The organism is Enterobacter sp. Ap-1006, assembly GCF_011752835.1.
GTDB lineage: Bacteria > Pseudomonadota > Gammaproteobacteria > Enterobacterales > Enterobacteriaceae > Cedecea.
Map to the genome: position 1 here is coordinate 746,062 of NZ_VWWU01000003.1, position 22,265 is coordinate 768,326.

The 22,265-nt window shown below is 54.7% G+C and carries 19 protein-coding genes; 4 read left to right on the top strand and 15 right to left on the bottom strand.

The window, feature by feature from the left end; all coding sequences use genetic code 11:
* Window positions 1-26 precede the first annotated feature (26 nt).
* The 5 genes from amtB to F3J28_RS11810 form a co-directional block, all read right to left on the bottom strand.
* Entirely contained in the window at window positions 27-1,319 is a 1,293-nt protein-coding gene (gene amtB, locus F3J28_RS11790; protein ID WP_008454653.1) for an ammonium transporter AmtB, read from the bottom strand.
* 31 nt (window positions 1,320-1,350) lie between these two features.
* Window positions 1,351-1,689 carry a P-II family nitrogen regulator gene (gene glnK, locus F3J28_RS11795; RefSeq protein WP_002891893.1) on the bottom strand — a complete coding sequence of 113 codons (339 nt, stop codon included), beginning with the start codon at window positions 1,687-1,689 and terminating at the stop codon, window positions 1,351-1,353.
* A gap of 260 nt (window positions 1,690-1,949) precedes the next feature.
* Window positions 1,950-3,725 carry a SmdB family multidrug efflux ABC transporter permease/ATP-binding protein gene (locus tag F3J28_RS11800; RefSeq protein ID WP_166876063.1) on the bottom strand — a complete coding sequence of 592 codons (1,776 nt, stop codon included), beginning with the start codon at window positions 3,723-3,725 and terminating at the stop codon, window positions 1,950-1,952.
* A complete protein-coding gene (locus F3J28_RS11805) occupies window positions 3,715-5,496 on the bottom strand; it encodes a SmdA family multidrug ABC transporter permease/ATP-binding protein (protein WP_166876066.1) in 1,782 nt (593 codons plus the stop codon). The genes F3J28_RS11800 and F3J28_RS11805 overlap by 11 nt, the downstream gene beginning before the upstream one ends.
* Window positions 5,497-5,570: 74 nt before the next feature.
* A complete protein-coding gene (locus F3J28_RS11810; RefSeq protein ID WP_039290800.1) occupies window positions 5,571-6,032 on the bottom strand; it encodes an Lrp/AsnC family transcriptional regulator in 462 nt (153 codons plus the stop codon).
* Window positions 6,033-6,147: 115 nt separating this feature from the next.
* Between F3J28_RS11810 and F3J28_RS11815 the strand changes: the two genes are divergently transcribed.
* Entirely contained in the window at window positions 6,148-7,200 is a 1,053-nt protein-coding gene (locus F3J28_RS11815; RefSeq protein WP_166876069.1) for a PLP-dependent cysteine synthase family protein, read from the top strand.
* Window positions 7,201-7,352: 152 nt separating this feature from the next.
* Here the strand turns inward: F3J28_RS11815 and cof are convergent, their stop codons facing one another.
* The gene (gene cof / locus F3J28_RS11820; protein WP_166876072.1) at window positions 7,353-8,177 is read right to left on the bottom strand and encodes an HMP-PP phosphatase; all 825 of its coding nucleotides are present in this window, start codon (window positions 8,175-8,177) and stop codon (window positions 7,353-7,355) included.
* Window positions 8,178-8,271: 94 nt separating this feature from the next.
* On the opposite strand from cof, the gene F3J28_RS11825 reads away from it, so the two are divergent.
* Window positions 8,272-9,975 carry an SgrR family transcriptional regulator gene (locus tag F3J28_RS11825; protein ID WP_166876075.1) on the top strand — a complete coding sequence of 568 codons (1,704 nt, stop codon included), beginning with the start codon at window positions 8,272-8,274 and terminating at the stop codon, window positions 9,973-9,975.
* Between the two features lie 74 nt (window positions 9,976-10,049).
* The gene (gene queC / locus F3J28_RS11830; protein ID WP_166876078.1) at window positions 10,050-10,745 is read left to right on the top strand and encodes a 7-cyano-7-deazaguanine synthase QueC; all 696 of its coding nucleotides are present in this window, start codon (window positions 10,050-10,052) and stop codon (window positions 10,743-10,745) included.
* A 142-nt stretch (window positions 10,746-10,887) separates the two neighbouring features.
* Here queC and F3J28_RS11835 read toward each other — a convergent pair whose 3' ends face one another.
* The 9 genes from F3J28_RS11835 to bolA all read right to left on the bottom strand — a co-directional run bounded on the left by F3J28_RS11835 (window position 10,888) and on the right by bolA (window position 21,330).
* A complete protein-coding gene (locus F3J28_RS11835; RefSeq protein ID WP_008454627.1) occupies window positions 10,888-11,289 on the bottom strand; it encodes a YbgC/FadM family acyl-CoA thioesterase in 402 nt (133 codons plus the stop codon).
* A gap of 131 nt (window positions 11,290-11,420) precedes the next feature.
* Window positions 11,421-11,777 (bottom strand): ComEA family DNA-binding protein, encoded by a 357-nt coding sequence (locus tag F3J28_RS11840; protein ID WP_166876081.1) that lies wholly within the window; start codon window positions 11,775-11,777, stop codon window positions 11,421-11,423.
* A 139-nt stretch (window positions 11,778-11,916) separates the two neighbouring features.
* Window positions 11,917-13,791: a peptidylprolyl isomerase gene (gene ppiD / locus F3J28_RS11845; protein ID WP_166876084.1), complete on the bottom strand. Its 1,875-nt coding sequence runs from the start codon at window positions 13,789-13,791 to the stop codon at window positions 11,917-11,919.
* Window positions 13,792-14,027: 236 nt separating this feature from the next.
* Window positions 14,028-14,300 carry a nucleoid-associated protein HU-beta gene (hupB, locus tag F3J28_RS11850; protein WP_008454620.1) on the bottom strand — a complete coding sequence of 91 codons (273 nt, stop codon included), beginning with the start codon at window positions 14,298-14,300 and terminating at the stop codon, window positions 14,028-14,030.
* Window positions 14,301-14,509: 209 nt separating this feature from the next.
* Entirely contained in the window at window positions 14,510-16,864 is a 2,355-nt protein-coding gene (gene lon / locus F3J28_RS11855) for an endopeptidase La (protein WP_008454618.1), read from the bottom strand.
* 176 nt (window positions 16,865-17,040) lie between these two features.
* Window positions 17,041-18,315 (bottom strand): ATP-dependent protease ATP-binding subunit ClpX, encoded by a 1,275-nt coding sequence (clpX, locus tag F3J28_RS11860; RefSeq protein ID WP_008454617.1) that lies wholly within the window; start codon window positions 18,313-18,315, stop codon window positions 17,041-17,043.
* A 132-nt stretch (window positions 18,316-18,447) separates the two neighbouring features.
* The gene (gene clpP, locus F3J28_RS11865; protein ID WP_008454616.1) at window positions 18,448-19,071 is read right to left on the bottom strand and encodes an ATP-dependent Clp endopeptidase proteolytic subunit ClpP; all 624 of its coding nucleotides are present in this window, start codon (window positions 19,069-19,071) and stop codon (window positions 18,448-18,450) included.
* Between the two features lie 294 nt (window positions 19,072-19,365).
* Window positions 19,366-20,664 carry a trigger factor gene (gene tig / locus F3J28_RS11870; protein WP_008454615.1) on the bottom strand — a complete coding sequence of 433 codons (1,299 nt, stop codon included), beginning with the start codon at window positions 20,662-20,664 and terminating at the stop codon, window positions 19,366-19,368.
* A gap of 348 nt (window positions 20,665-21,012) precedes the next feature.
* Window positions 21,013-21,330, bottom strand: a complete 318-nt coding sequence (gene bolA, locus F3J28_RS11875; RefSeq protein WP_008454607.1) for a transcriptional regulator BolA — start codon at window positions 21,328-21,330, stop codon at window positions 21,013-21,015.
* Between the two features lie 305 nt (window positions 21,331-21,635).
* Between bolA and F3J28_RS11880 the strand changes: the two genes are divergently transcribed.
* Window positions 21,636-22,214, top strand: a complete 579-nt coding sequence (locus F3J28_RS11880) for a lipoprotein (protein WP_008454604.1) — start codon at window positions 21,636-21,638, stop codon at window positions 22,212-22,214.
* Window positions 22,215-22,265 lie beyond the last annotated feature (51 nt).

The window sequence follows — 22,265 nt, forward strand, 5'->3', positions numbered from 1 at the left end:
CAACCGGGCGAGGTTTTGATAACGAATCAGTTGTTGTACGCGTTTTCGCCGTGGCTGTTCACATCCAGGCCTTCGCGTTCCTGCTCTTCTGGAACACGCAGACCTACGGTCAGGTCAGCAATCTTGAACGCGATGAACGCCACCACGCCAGACCAGACAATGGTAATTGCCACGCTTTCAAGCTGAACCAGAAGCTGATGCCCCATAGTCACGCCTTCTGCATAACCCACGCCGCCCAGAGAAGTTGCCGCAAAGATACCGGTCATGATACAGCCGATGATGCCGCAGACGCCGTGCACGCCGAACACATCACATGGGTCATCCACGTTCAGCCATTTTTTCAGCGTCGTCACGCCCCACAGACCAGCCAGACCAACCACCAGACCAATCAGCAGCGCACCGCCCACGCCAACGTAGCCACACGCCGGGGTAATACCCACCAGACCCGCGATAGCACCGGAACAGGCACCCAGCAGAGAAGGTTTACCGCGCAGCGCCCACTCACCAAAGACCCAGGAGAGAATCGCCGCCGCAGTGGCGACAACGGTGTTCACGAACGCCAGTGCAGCGATTTCGTTGGCCGCACTTGCAGAACCGGCGTTGAATCCGAACCAGCCGAAGTAGAGGATTGCGGTGCCGATAAACACCATTGGCAGGTTGTGCGGCTTGAACGCTTCTTTGCCGAAGCCAACGCGTTTGCCCACCAGGTAAGCACCTACTAAGCCAGCAACAGCGGCGTTAATGTGCACCACGGTACCGCCCGCGAAGTCCAGCGCGCCGTGCGTAGCCAGAATACCGCCGCCCCAGACCATGTGCGCAATTGGCACATAAGAGAGCGTCAGCCAGACGGCAGCAAAAATTACCACGGCAGAGAAGCGAACGCGTTCAGAGAGAGACCCGACCACCAGTCCAACGGTAATACAGGCGAAAGAGCCCTGGAACGCCACATGAATATACTGATAGAAAGTGCCCATCAGCGCTTTCAGCTGGATATTTTTCAGCATCACCCAGTCAAAGCTGCCGAAGAAGTTATTGCCGGTGCCAAACGCCAGGCTATATCCATACACGACCCACAGCACGCAAACCAGGGCGAAGGTGACGGAGATTTGCGTCAGCATCGACAGCACGTTTTTAGAGCGAATCAGACCGCCGTAAAACAGCGCAAGGCCTGGGATGGTCATAAACAGCACCAGCGCGGTGCATATCATCATAAAGGCGTTGTCGGCTTTGTCCGCGACCGCAGGCGCGTCCGCAGCGAAGGCGAGCGTTGGCAGTAATGCCAGGGCGCCTAAACCAAGGAGTGCAGCTAATTTTTTCATTTTTCCCATCCCAATCAAGGCTTGCCAGCAGTTACAGAGCGGCTTCGTCGGCTTCGCCGGTACGAATACGAATAACGCGTTGCAGTTCTGCAACGAAGATTTTCCCATCACCGATTTTGCCGGTGTAGGCGGCTTTGCTGATCACGTCGATAACTTCATCGAGCTGGTCGTCAGCAATAGCAACATCGATTTTTACTTTCGGCAGAAAGTTGACGCTGTACTCGGCGCCACGGTAAAGCTCCGCATGGCCTTTCTGGCGGCCGAAACCTTTAACTTCGGTCACGGTAAGCCCCTGAATACCGATTGAAGAGAGCGCTTCACGCACGTCTTCAAGCTTGAACGGTTTGATTACCACGGTTACCAGCTTCATAAATTCTCTCCACTCAGAATTAGGTCGTTACCTGCACGTAGAGAGCAAAGCAAAGCCCATGCCAGGAATAAAAAACCAGGGTTATTCAGCACGTTTTCAGGCTTCAGGCGGGTTACCGGAAAGCCAGATGAAGGCGTCGGATCGGGCGGGATTAGTCTGAAAAGAAAAAACGCACCACTGCAGTGCAGGATGCGTTTTCGTTTTGCACCAACGCGGAGAAGCGAAGGTTTTTATGCGACACGTTGCATGGTTGTGGTGCATCAGGCCGTGAGCGATTCTTCCTGTGCGGCGGCGGCCAGTTCCTCACCGGCTAACTGAAGCTGATACATCTGCCAGTAGCGGCCCTGCTGCGCCAGAAGTTCACTGTGCGTACCGCGCTCCACGGCCTGGCCGCGATGCAGCACCAGAATCGTGTCGGCATCAGTGATGGTAGACAAACGGTGGGCAATCACCACCAGGGTTGTGTGCTGACGAACTGCCGCCAGCGCCCGCTGAATAGCCTGCTCGGTGCCGGAGTCGATATTCGCCGTGGCTTCATCGAGGATCAGGATCTGCGGGGCTTCAACCAGCACGCGCGCCAGAGCAAGCAGCTGCTTCTGGCCAACGGAGAGATTGTTCCCCTGCTCGCCCAGGCGGGTATGGATACCTTCCGGCAGCGCTCGCGCCAGTTCGGCCAACTGAACCGTCTCCAGCGCCTGCCAGACCATCTCTTCGCTGATGTCCCGCCCCAGGGTTACGTTGGCAAAGAACGAATCGGCCATCACCACCGGATCCTGCTGCACCATCGCCACGCCGCGGCGCAGCGTTTCATGGCTGAGGGAGTCCAGCGGCCGGCCATCGAGGCGTATTTCGCCTTTCGTTAACGGGTAATAGCCCATCAGCAGGTTGGCCAGGGTGCTTTTTCCGCTGCCGGTATGCCCGACCAGGGCAATAAAGCTCCGCGAAGGCACTTCCAGATTAATGTCCTGCAGCACCAGGCGATCGCCACGGTAGGCAAATGAGACGTTATCGACGCTGATCGCGCCGCTGGCCAGGGGCCGGTTGTCATTGCCGTAATCCTGACGTTTGCCGTCCATCAGCTCAAACACGCGTTCCCCGGCCACCACCGCCTGTTGCAGAATGGACTGCTGGGTGGTCAGCTCAATCAGCGGTTCGTTCAGGCGGCCAAGGTAGTTAATAAAGGCATATAGCACGCCAACTTCGATAGTGCCGCGCGAAGTGAAGCCGAACAGCATCAGCAGGCCACACAGAATCATCGCCGAAAACAGGCTAAGCAGCGGCCGCAGAAGCCAGCCATCAAGCCGCAGGGTTTGCATCCGCGCCAGGTAGTGAGAGCGGCTTGCCTGCCCCATGCGTTCGCCGAAGCGGGCCTGCTGGCGGAACTGCTGAATCACGCTCATGCCGTTGATGACTTCATTAAAGCCGTCGTTGATGTCCGCCAGATAGCTGCGCACCCGGCGCACAATCGGCGTGCTGTAGCGCTGGTAGATAAACATCACGGCGATAACCGCTGGGAAGATGGTGATCGCCACCAGCGCCATGCGCCAGTCGAGCGTGAACATCGCCACCAGCATAGCGCCGATCAGTGCCGCGCTGCGCAGCACCGTTGCCACAACGGTGACATACAGGTCACGGATCACTTCGGTGTCGTTTGTTACGCGCGAGATCAGTTGCCCTACCGGCTGCGTGTCAAACGCACTCAGCGGCTGACGCAGCGCAGCGTCCATGACATCGGTACGCAGTTTTTGCACCACACCTACCGCCGCGCGGTTAAACAGCAGCGCCTGAAGGTAGTGCAGCCCGGCAGCGCTAATCGACAACAGGATATAAGCCACCGCCAGCCCGGCCGCCAGGCCAAGCGGCATCTGGTTTTTCGCCACCAGGTTATCAATAAAATAGCTCACCAGCACCGGGCCACAAACCTCAGCGGCAGCCGCAACCCAGAGCATCAGCATCGCCCCACCCAGCGGTTTGCGCCACGGCGATCCGTAAGCCAGCAGGCGTTTAATGGTAGGCCACTGTTGTTTACGACTCATTGGCGCTCTCCCTGACGTCTTCCTGCTCCGGGGCTTCGTCCAGCGCGGCCTCCAGCTGTTGATAGCGGTACATATCCCGATACCAGCCCGGCTGAGACGCCAGCGCGTCATGGCTGCCACGCTGGGCGATATGCCCGTGCTGCATCACCAGAATCTCGCTGGCTTCCGTTAATGCAGACAGGCGGTGGGCGCTGATAATGACCGTGCGGTGTTCACCCCACTCGCGCAGGTTGTGCAGAATTTGGTGCTCGGTGCGGCCATCTACTGCGGAAAGCGCGTCATCCAGAATCAGGATTTCGGCATCAAGCAGCAGCGCCCTGGCAATAGAAATTCGCTGTTTTTGCCCGCCGGAAAGCATGACCCCACGCTCACCCACTTCGGTATCGTACCCTTGCGGCAAGCGCAGGATATCCTCATGCACGCTGGCCAGGCGAGCGACACGCTCTATGTCCTCCTGCGTAGCACCCGGCTTACCCAGCGCAATGTTGCTGGCCACGGTGTCAGAGAACAGGAACGGCGTCTGGTTCACGACAGCCAGACGGCTTCTCCAGCCGTCAATTTTCAGCGCCGTGAGCGGAATATCGTGGTAGCGAATATCGCCCTCTTCCACGTCGAAATGACGCTGGATCAGCGCGAGAATCGTGCTTTTACCGGACCCCGTTGGCCCGCACAGGCCAAGCATTTCACCCGGTTTAAGGGTGAAGTTGACGTTTTGCAGCGTCGGCTGAGCTGTCTGCGGGTAGTGGAACTGGCGAATCGAAGCCACCAGTTCAGCCCGCCCTTCCGGCAGCGTTTTATCGCCGTCGACCACGCCCGGCTCTTCTTCCAGCATCGCGCGGATACGGCTGTAGGCCGCACTTCCTCGTTCGACAATATTGAACATCCAGGCCAGCGCCAGCATCGGCCAGATCATCAGGCCGAGGTACATCACAAAACTGGTGAGCTGCCCCAGGGTAAGCGAGCCCTCGATAACCATCCAGCTTCCGCCGCCGATGGCCAGCAGGTTTGCGGCCCCAATCGCGACATAAATAGTGGGATCAAAACGGGCATCAATGCGCGCGACGCGCATGTTTTTCGCCCCGGCATCCTGAGCTTCTGCGGCAAACAGCGCCGACTGCCTGTCTTCAAGGCCGAACGCCTTGATCATGCGGATGCTGGTCATGCTTTCCTGGGTACGATCGTTCAAGGCTGAGAATGCCGCCTGCGCCACTTTGAAGCGATCGTGTAAACGTGCGCCGTCGCGTTTGATCACCACGGCCATGATTGGCATCGGCAGAAGCGCCAGCAATGTGAGCTGCCAGCTGATTTGGGTGGACATGACTATCAGCACCGCCAATCCCATGACCAGCGAGTCCACCAGCGTTAGCACCCCTTCCCCCGCGGCGAATACCACGCGATCGACATCGTTAGTCGCGCGCGCCATCAGGTCGCCGGTACGGTGACGGAGATAAAATTCAGGGTGGTGGCGGCTTAGCTGGCGGTAATAGTTTTCCCGCAGCTCAACGGCAAGCTGGTAAGACGCCCCGAACAACAGGACGCGCCAGACGTAGCGCACAAGATAAACTACTACGGCAATAAGCAGCATCAGACCGATCCACATCAGCACTTGCTGAGAGGAGAGACGCTGCTGCACGACGCCATCCACAATCACGCCCACCACTTTTGGCGGCACGAGCTGCAAAATAGCGATGATAATAAGCAATGCCACCGCGCCGAGGTAGCGTCGCCACTCGCGGGTGAAGTACCAGCTTAACTGAGCAAATAATCGCACGAAGTTTAGATCCTGAAATGCTGCCTGCCGGCCAGGGCAAAAGAGTAGAGGCTACTGTTCCGCACTGTGCGGAATCAGGAAGTTAGAGGTAATGCTGTGGTGTATTTTATCTGTTCCATGGCAAAACTCGAAGTGACATCGCTTAAACCCGGGATGCCGTTCACCAGCCGCTTATAAAAGTCGTCGTACCGCTTCATGTCTGCCACCTGAACCCGAATCAGATAATCATATTCGCCGGCCATGCGCCAAAACCCCAGAACTTCGGGCATGGCTTCCACCACCGAGACAAATTTGCAGTACCACTCGCTGCTGTGCTGCTGGGTTTTAATCAGCACAAACGCCGTCAGGCCCAGCCCAAGTTTTTCCGGATCCAGCAGCGCAACTTTGCCGCGAATATAGCCTTCGTCTTCCAGGCGTTTTAAGCGTTTCCAGCACGGGGTGGTGGTCAGATTAACGGCATCCGCCAGCGCCTGCAAAGACAGGGTACAGTCCTGCTGCAGCATCGCAAGCAGCTTTTGGTCAATTTTATCTATCATGAGATCACCGGAGAGAAATATTTTCTCTAATGGAAGCGCTAAACAGGCAAAATGGCAACTTTTTTATCCTGACTTTGGATTACGCTAAGCACAAATTGATAAATGAGAATTTTCCATGACCAGCACCTGGGTGACCAACGCCATCAGCGAGATTAACGCCGACTATCAACGCTCTGCGGATACGCATCTTATCCGTCTGGCTTTGCCCGCTTTTCCGGGTATTCAGCTGTATCTGAAGGATGAGAGCACCCACCCGACCGGCAGCCTGAAGCACCGCCTCGCGCGCTCCCTGTTCCTGTACGGGCTGTGTAACGGCTGGATTAAAGAAGGCACCACGATTATCGAAGCCTCCTCTGGCTCAACCGCAGTGTCAGAAGCCTATTTTGCTCGCCTGCTTGGTCTGCCGTTTATTGCGGTGATGCCCGCCAGCACCGCAAAACGCAAAATTGAACAGATCGAATTCTACGGCGGCCGCTGCCACTTTGTAGACAGCGCCTGCGAAATTTACGCCGCTTCGGAAATGCTTGCCCGCGAGCTGAACGGCCATTATATGGATCAGTTCACCTACGCCGAGCGGGCAACCGACTGGCGCGGGAACAACAATATCGCCGACAGTATTTTCCGCCAGATGACCCATGAGCCGCATCCGGTACCGGATTACATTGTGATGAGCGCGGGGACCGGCGGCACCTCAGCCACCATTGGTCGTTATCTTCGCTTCCAGGGCCACGACACAAAGCTGGTCGTCGTCGATCCGCAGAACTCAGTATTTCTTGATTACTGGCAGCAGCGCGACTGTGGCCTGAAAAGCGCAGTGGGCAGCAAAATCGAAGGGATTGGTCGCCCGCGCTGCGAGCCTTCGTTTATTCCCGATGTGATTGACGAGATGATGCGCGTGCCGGACGCCGCCAGCGTTGCCACTATGCAATGGCTGGAATCCCAGCTTGGCCGCAAAGTGGGGGCCTCAACCGGCACCAATATGTGGGGTGTGCTGCAGCTTGCCGCGAGAATGCGTGAGGAAGGCCGGAGCGGTTCTATCGTGACGCTGCTTTGCGACAGCGGCGAACGCTACCTTGAGTCCTACTACAATTCAGCCTGGGTCAACGATCATATCGGCGATCTCTCACCGTTCAAGGCTGAAATTTCCCGATTAATATCAATACCCTAAATAATTCGAGTTACAGCCAGGCAGCGAGGGAGTGAATTCCCAGGAGCTGACTAAAGTCAGTGGCTGGGGTTCAGGAGTGAAGTTAACACCGCTGCGGCTTGAAGTATAACAGGTATAAAAAAACCGGGCTAAATGCCCGGCGCTGTAAGGTCTCAATATTCGGGGGAATAGGTGAGATGTGGAGTGTCCAGCCAGTGCGTCAAATAGTGCGAGACCGCCTGGTTACGGCAGTGGCCGATAACCGGCAGATGGGGTAAATCCGCTTTAAGCTGCGGCATGGCGTTGCCCATAATCAGGCCGTGCCCAACCGCCGAGAGCATTTCGCGGTCGTTCATCGCGTCGCCAAATGCCATGCAATCCTGCAGAGTCAGTCCTAAGTGAGCGCTCAGTACACCAAGCGCTGCGCCCTTGTTGCTGCCCACCGGCAGCACTTCCAGGCAGTCCATTGCCGAGAAGCAAAGAAATGCGCGATCGCCCAGCGCTTCATTGAGCTGAATGCGCAGGCGGCACAGATCGTCATGATCGCCGCAGAAGCAGATCTTGGTGACCTCGTGAGCAGGTAAACTACGAAGATCGACGATATGTGGCTGGAAACCGCTGTATACGTGTGCATGAAGCATTTCCGGGATTTCATGGCTGGTTAGCCAACCTGAATCGTTAAAGGCATGCATGCTTGCTTCGGTATCCCAATGGCCGTGCAGCACCGTCTCTACCGCCCACGGCGAGAGATCGTTGCGGTGCATTAGCTCACCTTCCATGCTGTGAATGCGCGTGCCGTTGCCGGTGATCAGGAAAGCGTCGAGATCGATCTTGCCGAGGATATGGCGCATCTCCAGCTCGTGGCGACCGGTTGCAAAAGCCAGGGTTATCTGGCGCTCTTCACGCAGGCGCTTCAGCGTATTCAGGGTTGCTTCCCCAAGGTGATGGTCGGGCAGCAGCAGCGTGCCGTCCATATCAAATGCAGCCAGACGAGCCATGGTTACTCCAGAAGTGATCGTGACAGGCAAAAGTATCCTCTGGAATATACGGAACTAATAGTGAATACTTGGGAAAAAATGTTCCGGGTTTATTATGCGACTTCTGAATCGGCTCAATCAATTCCAGCGTTTATGGCAGCCTTCCGGCGGGGAACCGCAGCAGGTGACCATTGCCGAGCTGGCCGAGCGCTGTTTTTGTAGCGATCGCCACGTCAGGACGCTGCTTAATCAGCTTGAAGACGCGGGCTGGCTGCGCTGGCGTGCACAGTCTGGCCGCGGTAAACGCGGTGACCTGACGTTTCTGGTTTCGCCGGAAAACGTGCGTTCCGGCATGATGGAGCAGGTTCTGGATAAGGGCCAGCATCAGAATGCGCTGGAGCTGGCTCAGCTTGCGCCGGAACAGCTTCGCCAGCTATTACAGCCGTTCCTCGGCGGCCAGTGGCAAAACGATGTCCCCACGCTGCGTATTCCTTATTATCGCCCTCTCGATCCCGTTGCCCCTGGTTTTCTGCCGGGTAGAGCCGAGCAGCACCTCGCCGGGCAGGTGTTTTCCGGCCTCACGCGTTTTACCCGTGAAAGCCCGGAGCCCCAGCCTGACCTCGCCCACCACTGGCAAATATCAAACAATGGCCTGTGCTGGGATTTTTTTATTCGCTCGACCCTGCACTGGCACAACGGTGAGCCCGTAGAAACCCATCAGCTTCAACAGCGGCTGATGCTGCTGCTCGAGCTGCCCGCCCTGCGGCGACTGTTTATCAGCGTCAAGCGTATTGAGATCCCTCACGCACAGTGCCTGCGCTTTATTTTGCATCGGCCGGACTATTGGCTCGCGCATCGCCTGGCGAGCTACTGCAGCCGCCTGGCCCATCCGCAGGATACACAACTGGGCTGCGGCCCATTCCGCATTGTCAGCTTCAAGCCGAACCTGGTGCGGCTGGAAAGCTTTGAAAGTTATCATCTGAAACACCCGCTGCTGAAAGCCATCGAATACTGGATCACCCCGCAGCTCTTCGAAACCACGCTCGGCACAAGCTGCCTGCATCCGGTGCAAATCGCCATCGGCCAGCAGGATGAGCTGGAGAACCTGCGCCCGGTCAGTAATAGCATCAGCCTGGGCTTTTGCTATTTAGGCATCAGGCCACAGGGAAGGCTCAGCGCAGAGCAGGCCAGAACAATCATGCAGATTGTCCGCGAGCCAGAGATGATAGGCTCGCTGCCGCTTAACAGTGAGCTGATCACGCCCAATAGGGAGATGATCCCTGGCTGGCAGATTCCCGGCTGGGATGCGCACACAGCCGTCACGTTACCGAAAAAACTGACGCTGGTTTACCATTTGCCGGTCGAGCTTCATGCGATGGCTTTTCAGCTCAGGCACTATCTGGCAGAGCGCGGCTGCGAACTGACGGTAATTTTTCACGACGCTAAAACCTGGGCTGGCTGCGAAGATTTAGCCCAGGCCGATATCGTGATGGGCGACAGGCTGATTGGCGAAGCGCCGGAATACACCCTGGAGCAATGGCTGCGCAGCGATGTATTGTGGCCCAATTTTTTAAGCGCCGGCCATTATGCCCATCTGCAGGCCACGCTGGATGCCGTGCAGGCTTCCCCTCCTTCTTATGAACGTAACGAAGGGCTGAAAGACGTTTTTCATGGCCTGATGCGGGATGCCGTGGTCACACCGCTGTTTAATTATCGCTACCAGATAAGCGCCCCACCCGGCGTGAACGGCATTGAACTGAATGCCTGGGGCTGGTTTGATTTTTGCGAAGCCTGGCTCCCACCGCCGGGAATGACATGAAGAAGCTGGCTCACGCCCTGGCGGGACGTTACCATACCCTTTTCCAGACACCCTAATGAACGACAGGATAGAGAATGAAACGTACAGTCGTGGTTTTCAGCGGCGGACAGGACTCCACCACTTGCCTGATTCAGGCCTTACAGCAATACGATGAAGTCCACTGCGTGACCTTTGATTACGGTCAGCGCCATCGGGCAGAAATTGACGTGGCCCAAAAGCTCTCGCTGAAGCTTGGCGCCCGTGCGCATAAAGTCCTGGACGTTACCCTGCTGAACGAACTGGCGGTGAGCAGCCTGACGCGAGACAGCATTCCGGTGCCGGGTTACAACCCGGAGGACAAAGGCATCCCAAGCACTTTCGTCCCAGGCCGCAATATCCTGTTCCTGACCCTGGCGGCGATTTACGCTTATCAGGTTGAAGCGGAGTCCGTGATAACCGGCGTCTGCGAAACGGACTTCTCTGGCTACCCGGACTGCCGCGACGAGTTTGTCAAAGCACTTAACCATGCGGTAAGCCTCGGGATGGCAAGAGATATCCGGTTTGAAACGCCGCTGATGTGGCTGGACAAAGCGGAAACCTGGGCGCTGGCCGATTACTGGCAGAGCCTGGAAACGGTCCGCCAGGAGACGCTGACCTGCTACAACGGCATCCAGGGCGACGGCTGTGGCGAATGCGCCGCCTGTAATCTGCGAGCTAAGGGCCTGAACCACTATCTGGCCAATAAACCCGCAGTCATGGCCGCAATGAAGCAAAAAACAGGCCTCAAATAAAACATAACGGCGTGGTCACAAGCCTCTGTCGATAGAAGAAATACCGGACAGTTTGTAAAAAAGACTGGAAAATCAATTCATTGATTTTCGGCTGATAATAACAAAGAGGGAAAACCAGGCTTTTCCCTCTTTGTCGGCGATTTTAGGCGCTCATCATCTGTTCCAGTTTCTCACGCAGTTCACCTTCCAGCGGAACGGCCTTTTGCGTCTTTAAATCAATGCAGACGAAGGTCAGCAGCGCGTCGGCCACGGCTTCGCCTTCAGGCTCCAGCGTCACCACCTGGCTCAACACACCGCTTTTACCGTTAATCTGCTGGAGTTTGCTGTCAATGCGCAGCAGATCCCCAAGTACCGCCGGACGGCGGTAGCTAATATTGATGTTCACCACGATAAAAGCGATGTTGTGTTCCGTCATCCACTGGAAGCCCGTCGTTTTTTCCAGCCCTTCCCAGCGGGCCTCCTCGAGGAACTCAAGATAACGGGCGTTGTTAACGTGTTGATAGACGTCCATGTGGTATCCACGAACTTTGATATGTGTCTGCATAGCGCGAAGCCCTTGTTCTCTTTTTGTTGTCATCAGGTGAAGGTAAGCGAGGCCATACCCCGACAACTGGTATGACCTCTAACTCAGCGTAGCAAACTTTCCTCTTCAGGTGGAAGCCTGAGCACGTAAACTCAAAGTTTTATGCGAGCCAGATTACGTTCTACCAGCGATGCACCAATGCCCGGGACCTCCTGCAGCTGATCTAGCGTTTTAAACGGGCCGAACTCGTCACGGTAGCTGACGATGGCCTGCGCCTTTTTCAATCCCACGCCATTCATTTTCTGGGCAAGTTCTTCCGCCGGGGCGCTATTGATACTCACCAGCCCCTCCCCTTGCTCCGCCGTTTTGGCGGGGGCAGCTTTAGGCTGCGTCGCTGCCGAGCTGGCCGAGGCCAAACCGGCTTTTTCTGCGGCGGCATGTGCCGGGGCGCAGCCAAGTAAACCAGCCAGAACGAGGGAAAGTGAAAATGCTTTAATGCCTGATGTCATGCTGTGTCCTCCATGTATGTTGACAGCCCGGTCACCATAGCGAGGATAAAAATCAGGAACAAACGCCGGATTTAAAATGTGGAAAAGGCCGCGAAAGCGGCCTTCAGGTATTACACTGCGTTGCAAAAATTTGCGAGGATTACTGCTGCTGGTCGATGCTATCGCCCAGTTTGATCTTCGCTTCTTTGCGCAGGTTGGACATCAGCGCTTCGAAAGCAATCTGGGCATTGTTCTGGGTGATCCCCTGCACCATCGCTTTTTTCTGCTCGTCCGGCATAGAGCCTGCTTTCACTTCATCCAGAGACAGCAGCACAACGTTGCCCTGCATATCATTGGCGACGCCATAGCTCGGCTTGTCTTTCGCCGGCAGAGGCAGTCCAAAGGCGGCCTGGCTGATCGGATCCTGCCCGGTACGGCTCAGGGTTTTCGCTTCTCCGAAGCTCAGGCCCGCCGCTTTCAGTTCGTCACTGCCTTTGCCCAGTTTCAGCGCGTTCAGCAGTTTGTCAGCATCCAGCTTCGCCTGCTGCTCCGCTTTCTGCTGCTTCACGGCGGCAATCACCTGGTCACGCACTTCGGTGAGTGGTTTAACCGCTTCAGCTTTGTGCTCGGAAACACGCAGGACGAAAGCGCGATCGCCATCGACGGTGATAATGTCTGAGTTGCTGCCCGGCGAACCGTTTTCACCCACCAGACCACCGCTGAAGATAGCATCGGCAACCGGTTTGAAGTTCAGCTCTTCCGGCAGGTTGTCGTGACCGAACCAGCCAGTTTCAACCGCTTTAACCCCTGCGACTTTCTCAGCGCTTGCCAGAGATTCGTTGTCGTTGCTCGCGGCATCGCTCACTTTCTGCTGCAGCGCATAGTAAGCATCAACGGCTTTTTCCTGCTTCACTTTAGCCACGATGCCATCGCGAACTTCCGCCAGCGGCTTCACAACGGCAGGCTGGATGTCATCCAGGCGAACGATCAGGAAACCAACGGAGGATTTAACGACGCCGGACAGCTGACCTTTTTCTTTCAGACCGGCATTTTTCAGTTCGTCAGGCGTGGTGGAGGCTTCCAGCCAGCCCATATCACCGCCGTTGCGGGCAGAGATGATGTCAGCAGACTTGGCCTTCGCCAGTGCAGCAAAATCGCCGCCCTTGTTCAGCTCGTCGAGAACCGCTTTCGCTTCATCTTCGGTTTTAGTCTGAATCACGCTGTAGCGGTTACGCTGCGGCTGGGTGAATTCGTCTTTGTGCTGGTCGTAGTAAGCCTGAACGTCCGCATCACTGGCCTCTTCCTGCATGGAAGCCGCGTCCAGCTTGATGTAGCTAACCTTAAACTGTTCAGGGGTGATGTAGCGGTTTTTGTTCTGCTCGTAGTTGGCGTTGATTTCCTGCTCGGAAGCGTCTTGCTTCGCGGCCAGCGCTTTCACGTCGATTGTGGCTTCACGCACGACGCGCTGCTGGGAGACCAATGCCGCCAGCTCGTCGGTTTCGCCGGTGAGCATAAAGTCGGTGCCGACCACGGCTTTGATCAGCTGGTCGGTGGTGAGCTGATTGCGCAGCGCCTGTGCATATTGGTCGGCAGTTAATCCCATGTTGCCGATGATGGCGTTATAGCGAGCGTTATCGAACTTGCCGTTAGTCTGGAAGGCAGGCTGGCTGAAGATAGCCATTTTTACCTGCTCGTCGCTGATACCGAGGCCCAGATGTTTGGCGTACTGGTCAAGCAGCGATTCATCAATCAGCTGGTTGAGAACCTGTTGGCGCATTTGCTTCATGTAGCCTTCGTTACCGGCAAGAACGGAGAACTGGTCGCCCAGCTGCTGCTGCTGACGATTACGTTCGTTCGCTACGGCATTTTCGAACTGGCCACGGCCAATCTCCTGGCCATTTACTTTTGCGGCATAATTATTGTTACCGCCAGTCAGGTAGCTACCCACGCCAGTCAGAACGAATGACAAGATAATCAAACCCAGAATGATCTTGAGCACGACATGGTTAGCCGCCGCTCGTAAATTGTCCATCATGGTGTAACAACACTCCGCTGTAGTATGACTTGGTAAACCTGCGCAGGCGCTAAGCTGGCATCCTTAATGACTCAAGCTGCCCTGTGCTGCGCGCAAGGGCGTATTGTGACAAGAAACCCGCTGCAAATCATCAACACCTGCGTAAAATTCGGCTTCAGGCAATAAAAAAGGCACATCAAATGATGCGCCCCTGCGATACCTGACACCATCTACCCCAGTCAGTCGGGGCCAATAAATCAGTTAACAGCGTCTTTCAGCGCTTTACCAGCACGGAAGCCTGGTACTTTTGCTGCGGCGATGGTGATTTCTTTACCGGTTTGAGGGTTGCGGCCAGTACGGGCAGCACGCTCTTTAACAGCAAAGGTACCAAAACCTACCAGTGCTACGTCTTCCCCGGACTGCAGAGATTCAGTAACAGAAGCAATAACAGCATCTAATGCACGTCCAGCCGCGGCTTTAGAAATATCAGCACCTGCGGCAATTTTGTCTATCAGTTGAGATTTATTCACTCTTCTCTTCCTCTCTTTATAATTTATATCGCACCTGATATCCCTCAGGCGCGACCGCGCAGCAGTTATAACAGGCTCGTCATGCCCTTACAACAGGAGTTGTGGACGATAAGCTCAGCCAGCAACTAAATTAGCGACACAAAAAAAAGCTGGCAAGTGACAATTCACTTACCAGCCCTAATTTTATTGACTGTATTTGCGTCAGGTCACTATTTTGCGGTGACCACCTGCATGCCGGAAGGCTCATTCTGCAGCGCGAGGGCCAGAACTTCCTCAATACGCTTCACAGGATGAATCGTCAGGTCTGCAATCACGTTGTCCGGAATTTCTTCCAGATCGCGCTTGTTGTCGTCCGGGATCAGCACGGTTTTGATGCCGCCACGATGCGCTGCCAGCAGTTTCTCTTTCAGGCCACCAATCGGCAATACCTGGCCACGCAGGGTAATTTCACCGGTCATTGCCACATCGGCACGAACCGGGTTCCCTGTCAGGCAGGACACCAGCGCGGTACACATTGCGATACCGGCGCTTGGGCCGTCTTTTGGCGTTGCCCCTTCCGGTACGTGAACGTGAATATCACGTTTTTCGTAGAAGTCACCGTTGATACCCAGTTTTTCCGCACGAGCACGGACGACGGTCAGCGCCGCCTGGATAGACTCCTGCATAACTTCACCGAGGGAGCCGGTATAAGTCAGTTTGCCTTTACCCGGTACGCAGGCGGTTTCGATGGTCAGCAAATCGCCGCCCACTTCCGTCCACGCCAGCCCGGTCACCTGGCCTACGCGGTTTTCACTGTCGGCACGGCCGTAATCAAAGCGTTGCACCCCAAGGTAATCCTTCAGGTTGTCGCCGTTGATTTCGATGTGCTTGAGCGATTTATCCAGCAGCAGCTGCTTCACCGCTTTACGGCACAGTTTGGAGATTTCACGCTCCAGGCTACGGACGCCCGCTTCACGAGTGTAGTAGCGAATGATGCCCACAATGGCGCTGTCATCCACTTTCAGCTCGCCTTTTTTCAGGGCGTTGCGCTCAATTTGCTTCGGCAGCAGGTGCTGTTTGGCAATGTTCAGCTTTTCGTCTTCGGTATAGCCAGACAGGCGAATCACTTCCATACGATCCAGCAGCGGAGCCGGAATATTCATGGAGTTAGAGGTCGCCACAAACATCACGTCGCTGAGGTCATAGTCCACTTCCAGGTAATGGTCGTTAAACGTCACGTTCTGTTCTGGATCAAGGACTTCCAGCAGCGCAGAAGCAGGATCGCCGCGCATGTCGGAAGACATCTTGTCGATTTCATCCAGCAGGAACAGCGGGTTTTTGACGCCGACTTTGGCCATCTTCTGAATCAGTTTACCCGGCATGGAGCCGATGTAAGTCCGGCGGTGACCACGGATTTCAGCTTCATCACGCACGCCGCCCAGCGCCATACGCACGTATTTACGACCCGTGGCTTTAGCGATGGACTGGCCCAGAGAGGTTTTACCTACCCCCGGCGGCCCAACCAGGCAAAGAATTGGCCCTTTCAGCTTGTTGACACGGCTTTGGACTGCGAGGTATTCCAGAATGCGATCTTTCACACGTTCCAGACCATAATGGTCGGTATCGAGGATTTCCTGCGCCTGACGCAGATCTTTTTTGACCTTGCTGCGGGCGTTCCACGGAACCTGAACCATCCAGTCGATGTAGCCGCGCACCACGGTAGCTTCCGCAGACATTGGCGACATCATTTTCAGCTTCTGCAGCTCGGCTTCGGTTTTCTCGCGCGCTTCTTTCGGCATTTTTGCCGCGTCAATTTTGCGCTTCAGCGCTTCATTTTCATCAGGCGCGTCGTCCATTTCGCCCAGTTCTTTCTGAATCGCCTTCATTTGCTCATTCAGATAGTACTCGCGCTGGCTTTTTTCCATCTGCTTTTTAACGCGGTTGCGAATGCGTTTCTCCACCTGCAGCAGATCGATTTCCGACTCCATCATCGCCATCAGGTATTCCAGACGCTCGTTGATATCGGACATCTCAAGCACAGATTGCTTGTCCGACAGCTTAAGCGGCATATGGGCGGCAATGGTATCAGCCAGACGTGCAGGATCGTCGATGCTGTTCAGCGACGTCAGCACTTCTGGTGGAATTTTTTTGTTCAGCTTGATGTAGCCTTCAAACTGATTAATTGCGGTGCGAACCAGCACTTCCTGCTCGCGCTCTTCAATCGCCGGCGAGTTCAGGTACTCCGCCTGCGCAGAGAAGTGGTCGCCGTTGTCAGACAGCGTGGTGATACGCGCGCGCTGAAGCCCTTCTACCAGTACTTTTACCGTACCGTCAGGCAGTTTCAGCATTTGCAGAATTGAAGCAACGGTACCCACAGTGAACAGGTCGTTAACACCTGGCTCATCCGTCGAAGCCTCTTTCTGCGCCACCAGCATGATTTTCTTATCATGGTCCATTGCAGCTTCCAGGCAGCGAATGGATTTTTCACGCCCGACAAACAGTGGAATAACCATGTGCGGATAAACCACCACATCGCGCAGCGGCAATACGGGGATTTCAATGCGTTCAGAACGCTCAGGATTCATAGAGCTCTCTCTTAGTTTAATGTCCGCCAGGTGATTTGGTGAACGCTTCCGCTCCACCAACAAGTAAATCAGTATATGGGGCTGTTTCCCGGACATTCAACTGTGGGAATGCAGGAAAAATAAATGGGGGATAAAATCCCCCATTTTCTTATTAACTGACTGGTTATTCTGGCGAATTATTCACCGGATGCCTGCTGTGCTTCCGGCTTACCATAAATTAATAGCGGCTTGGACTGGCCAGCGATGACGGACTCGTCAATCACCACTTTTTCCACGTCGTCCAGAGATGGCAGATCGTACATGGTGTCCAGCAGCGCGCCTTCCACGATGGAACGCAAGCCACGAGCACCGGTTTTACGGATCATCGCTTTCTTCGCAATCGCGTCGAGCGCTTCATCACGGAATTCCAGCTCTACACCTTCCAGGTTGAACAATGCCTGATACTGTTTGGTAAGCGCATTTTTCGGCTCTTTCAGGATCTGGATCAGCGCGTCTTCGCTCAGTTCGCTTAAGGTTGCGACCACCGGCAGACGACCAATGAACTCAGGGATCAGACCAAACTTGATCAGATCTTCCGGTTCAACCTGGCCGAGCAGCTGGCCTTCGCTGGCTTTCTCAGACTTCGCTTTTACCGTTGCGCCAAAGCCAATACCAGAACCCGTTTCCACGCGGTTGGCAATAACTTTATCCAGGCCTGCAAATGCGCCGCCGCAGATAAACAGAATCTTGGAGGTATCAACCTGCAGGAATTCCTGCTGCGGATGCTTACGGCCACCCTGAGGTGGAACGGCAGCCACGGTGCCTTCAATCAGCTTCAGCAGCGCCTGCTGTACGCCTTCACCGGACACGTCACGGGTGATGGACGGGTTATCAGATTTGCGGGAGATTTTATCGATCTCATCGATGTACACGATGCCGCGCTGGGCTTTCTGTACGTCGTAGTCGCATTTCTGCAGCAGCTTCTGAATGATGTTTTCAACGTCTTCGCCCACGTAACCTGCTTCGGTCAGCGTGGTTGCATCGGCCATGGTAAATGGCACATCCAGCAGGCGAGCCAGCGTTTCTGCCAGCAGCGTTTTACCGCTACCTGTCGGGCCGATCAGCAGGATGTTGCTTTTACCCAGCTCAACGCCGTTGGACGTGTCGCTGTTGCGCAGACGTTTGTAGTGGTTGTAAACCGCAACCGCCAGCACTTTCTTCGCCTGCTCCTGGCCGATAACATAATCGTCAAGATGGTGGCGAATTTCGTGCGGCGTTGGCAACGCACTGCGTTCACGGTGCGGCGCAACTTCTTTAATCTCTTCGCGAATGATGTCGTTACATAAATCGACACACTCATCGCAGATATACACTGACGGCCCGGCAATCAGCTTGCGCACTTCATGCTGGCTTTTGCCGCAAAAAGAGCAGTACAGCAGTTTGCCTGAACCGTCTTTGCGCTTATCTGTCATCAGTAAAACCTCTTCTCTGTTTCTGTGTGCTACCACCGGTAGCACAAGTGCCATTCTACGGCGCAGCCGATAGTGAAGCGTTAAGTCAGGCCGCGACGTTGACTATAGTATAGCGGCCTAAAGCTTCGGGCATTAGTTACGGTGAGTCAGGATCGAATCGACTAAACCGTACTCTACCGCTTCGCTTGCGGAGAGGAAACGATCGCGCTCGGTGTCTTTCTCGATTTGTTCAAGCGATTTGCCCGTATGTTCCGCCATCAGCTCGTTCATACGTGCTTTCACTTTCAGGATCTCTTTAGCGTGGATTTCGATATCCGTCGCCTGGCCCTGATAGCCGCCCAGCGGCTGGTGAATCATGACGCGGGAGTTCGGCAGGCAGAAACGCTTACCTTTTGCCCCAGCGGTCAGCAGGAATGCGCCCATCGAGCAAGCCTGGCCCATACAAATGGTGCTGACGTCAGGCTTAATAAACTTCATGGTGTCGTATATCGACATCCCGGCCGTAATTACGCCACCCGGAGAGTTGATGTAAAGATAGATATCTTTTTCCGGGTTTTCTGCTTCCAGAAACAGCATCTGCGCCACAATCAGGTTAGCCATATGATCTTCTACCTGACCGGTCAGGAAGATGACGCGCTCCTTAAGCAGACGAGAATAGATATCGTATGAACGTTCGCCGCGGGATGTTTGCTCAACAACCATCGGCACCAGGGCCATATGGGGTGCTAATTGATCTCGTTCGCCACTGTATGACATGTCCGTCTCCTGGAGTAATTAAGCCTACTGTACTGATTCTACTTGAGACGCAGGATATTGACTATGTTCCTTGCGCCGATTCTGGACGGAGTCAGTCAGGGATTGTTAATGGAACCTCACCCGAATAATGGGGATGATTTGCCCTGTTTCAAGCATAACAACCTTTTGTTGTTACGCTAACCCTGAAATGGGGTTTTATTGATGGCTTATCGTGTGATTTAGCAATAAAAAAGCCCGCCACCAAAAGGTGACGGGCCCGATGCTGCGTTTTTTGGCTAATAAGCCAAAAAGCACTTACGCCTGCTGGTTCATCAGCTCGCTGAAAGTGGTCGCTTTTTCGGACACTTTCGCTTTAGCCAGAACGGCTTCAACAGCCTGCTCTTCCAGCGCAACGTTGCGCATGTTGTCCATCAGCTCTTTGTTTTTACCGTAGAACTCGATGACTTCAGTCGGATCTTCGTAGGCAGAAGCCATTTCTTCGATCAGACCTTTAACACGCTCTTCGTCAGCTTTCAGCTCGTGGGTACGAATCACTTCGCCCAGCAGCAGACCAACAACAACGCGACGTTTAGCCTGCTCTTCGAACAGTTCACGTGGCAGTTCCAGAGCCTGTTTCTCGTTGCCACCGAAACGCTGTGCAGCCTGGCGACGCAGAACGTCGATTTCGCCGTCGATCAGCGCAGCTGGCACGTCGATGTTGTTAGCGTTAACCAGACCGTCGATTGCCTGAGACTTGATGCGGTTACGCACGGCGCCTTTCAGTTCGCGATCCATGTTTTTACGCACTTCGGTACGCAGGCCAGCCACGGAACCATCTTCAACGCCGAAACGCTTAATGAACTCTTCGGTGAATTCTGGCAGCTCGCGCGCTTCAACTTTCTTCAGCACGATGTCGAACTTCGCCGCTTTCCCTTTCAGGTTTTCAGCGTGATATTCTTCCGGGAAGGTTACTTCGATAGTGAACTCTTCGCCCGCTTTGTGGCCAACGATGCCGTCTTCGAAGCCAGGGATCATACGACCCTGACCCATTGCCAGCACGAAGTCAGAGGCTTTGCCGCCTTCGAACACTTCGCCGTCAACGGAACCGGTGAAATCGATGGTAACGCGATCTTCTGCAGTCGCTGCAGCGTCGCTGTCTTTCCAGGTCGCCTGCTGCTTGCGCAGGGTGTCCAGCATCGCATCAACGTCTTCGTCGGTCACATCAACAACCGGTTTTTCAACTTCGATGGCTTCCAGACCCTGCAGCTCAACTTCTGGGTACACTTCAAACTCTACCGCGTAGGTGAAGTCTTCGCCCAGTTTGTATTCGCCCGGCACATAGTTAGGTGCGCCAGCCGGATTGATCTTCTCTTTGATGATCGCATCAATAAAGTTGCGGCTCATCAGCTCGCCCAGCACGTCCTGACGAACGGAAGCACCGTAGCGCTGCTCAACGACGGTCATCGGCACTTTGCCTTTACGGAAGCCATCGATACGTACTTTTTTAGCTACGTTGACCAGCTCGCTTTTTACAGCGGTTTCGATGCTGTCTGCAGCGATAGTAATCGTGAGACGGCGGCCAAGGCCCTGAGTGGTTTCAACTGAAACTTGCATCTTGTTACCTCAAAAAATCACAGTGCTCGGTCAACTCTGGAAGCCCTTGTGGCTTCACAGAACCAGGATGTTCTCTGAATCAGAAACACATTCCCTGTCGTCAGAATCATCCCGAAGACATTCAAAAAATAAGACGCAGCATTATAGCGGCATCGCTGGGGTGAGTCGAGAACGGCAATAGCGCTCGGCTGCGGCCTTTTTCACACTTCTTTGTCATTTATTCTTCTTTGCCCGCTCCCTTAAAGAGACGGACAAAACAAAACGGCCCGCAGGCCGTTTTTGGAAACGCAGTATACATACCGCAACATAACGGAAAAGTTCCCTTAGTTGCAAACGCTTAGCAGTTAATCAGGCAATGCTGCCCGCGCCACGGCAGTTCGGGGAGGCAAACACCGTGTCCTGCAGCCCTTCCCACTCTTTGACGGTGTAAGTGTGCAGCGCCAGCGCGTGTACCGGGCCTGCCAGTTCCTCGCTTAATGTGCCATAAATCATGCGATGGCGGTTTAAAAAGCGTTCGCCGGTAAAACGATCGCTAACCAGCACCACCTTAAAATGGCTTTCGGAGCCCGCCGGGACATTGTGACGATAGCTTTCATCCACGACTTCCAGGTACGCGGGGGTAAAGGCGGCTTTTAACTTCTCTTCTATCTGCTCGCGTATCAGCATGAACTTTCTCCTCGACAACGTAGAGATGCCACTCATCCCTTTAAATGTTAGCCGCTTTTAGCCAGATTTTGCTTTGAACACAACAAAAATTTAACTTTCTCGAGCCTTTCTTCACCCGGTTATCAGAACGTTCATAGGGTTAAGGCACTAAACCGAATGAAAAGTGTCAGAAGGTTTTGCTGAAGCCCAGAAAAATGGCAACGCGATGAAATTCCGTGCGTTAAGCACTTCCCCTGCACGACCGCAGTGTTATGATGGCGTGATTTTTTATCAGCCTGCCCTTTGAGTACATTGAGAAAGCGAACATGTTAAAAAAATTACTTTTCCCGCTGGTTGCCATGTTTATGCTGGCCAGCTGCGCAACACCGCCAACCACCATTGAAGTGTCACCAAAGATCACCCTGCCACAGCAGGATCCAAGCCTGATGGGCGTGACGCTAAGCATCAACGGTGCCGATCAGCGTACCAGCCAGGCGCTGGCGAAGGTGACCCGCGACAATCAGCTAGTCACGCTGACACCATCCCGCGATCTGCGCTTCTTGCTGCAGGAAGTGCTGGAGAAGCAGATGACCGCGCGCGGTTATATGATTGGGCCAAACAGCCCGGTTGACCTGCAGATCATCGTTAACCAGCTGTATGCAGACGTTTCCCAGGGTAACGTGCGCTACAACATCGCCACTAAAGCGGATATCTCCATCATTGCTACCGCGAAGAACGGTAACAAGATGACCAAGAACTACCGCTCCAGCTATAACGTTGAAGGCGCGTTCCAGGCTACCAATAAAAATATCGCTGACGCGGTTAACTCCGTGCTGACCGATACCATTGCGGATATGGCTCAGGACACCAGCGTTCACGACTTCGTTAAGCAGAACGCTCGTTAATTTTTACCCCGTTGGCCTGCTCACGCGGGCCAACAACAGAGTTTGTACAAT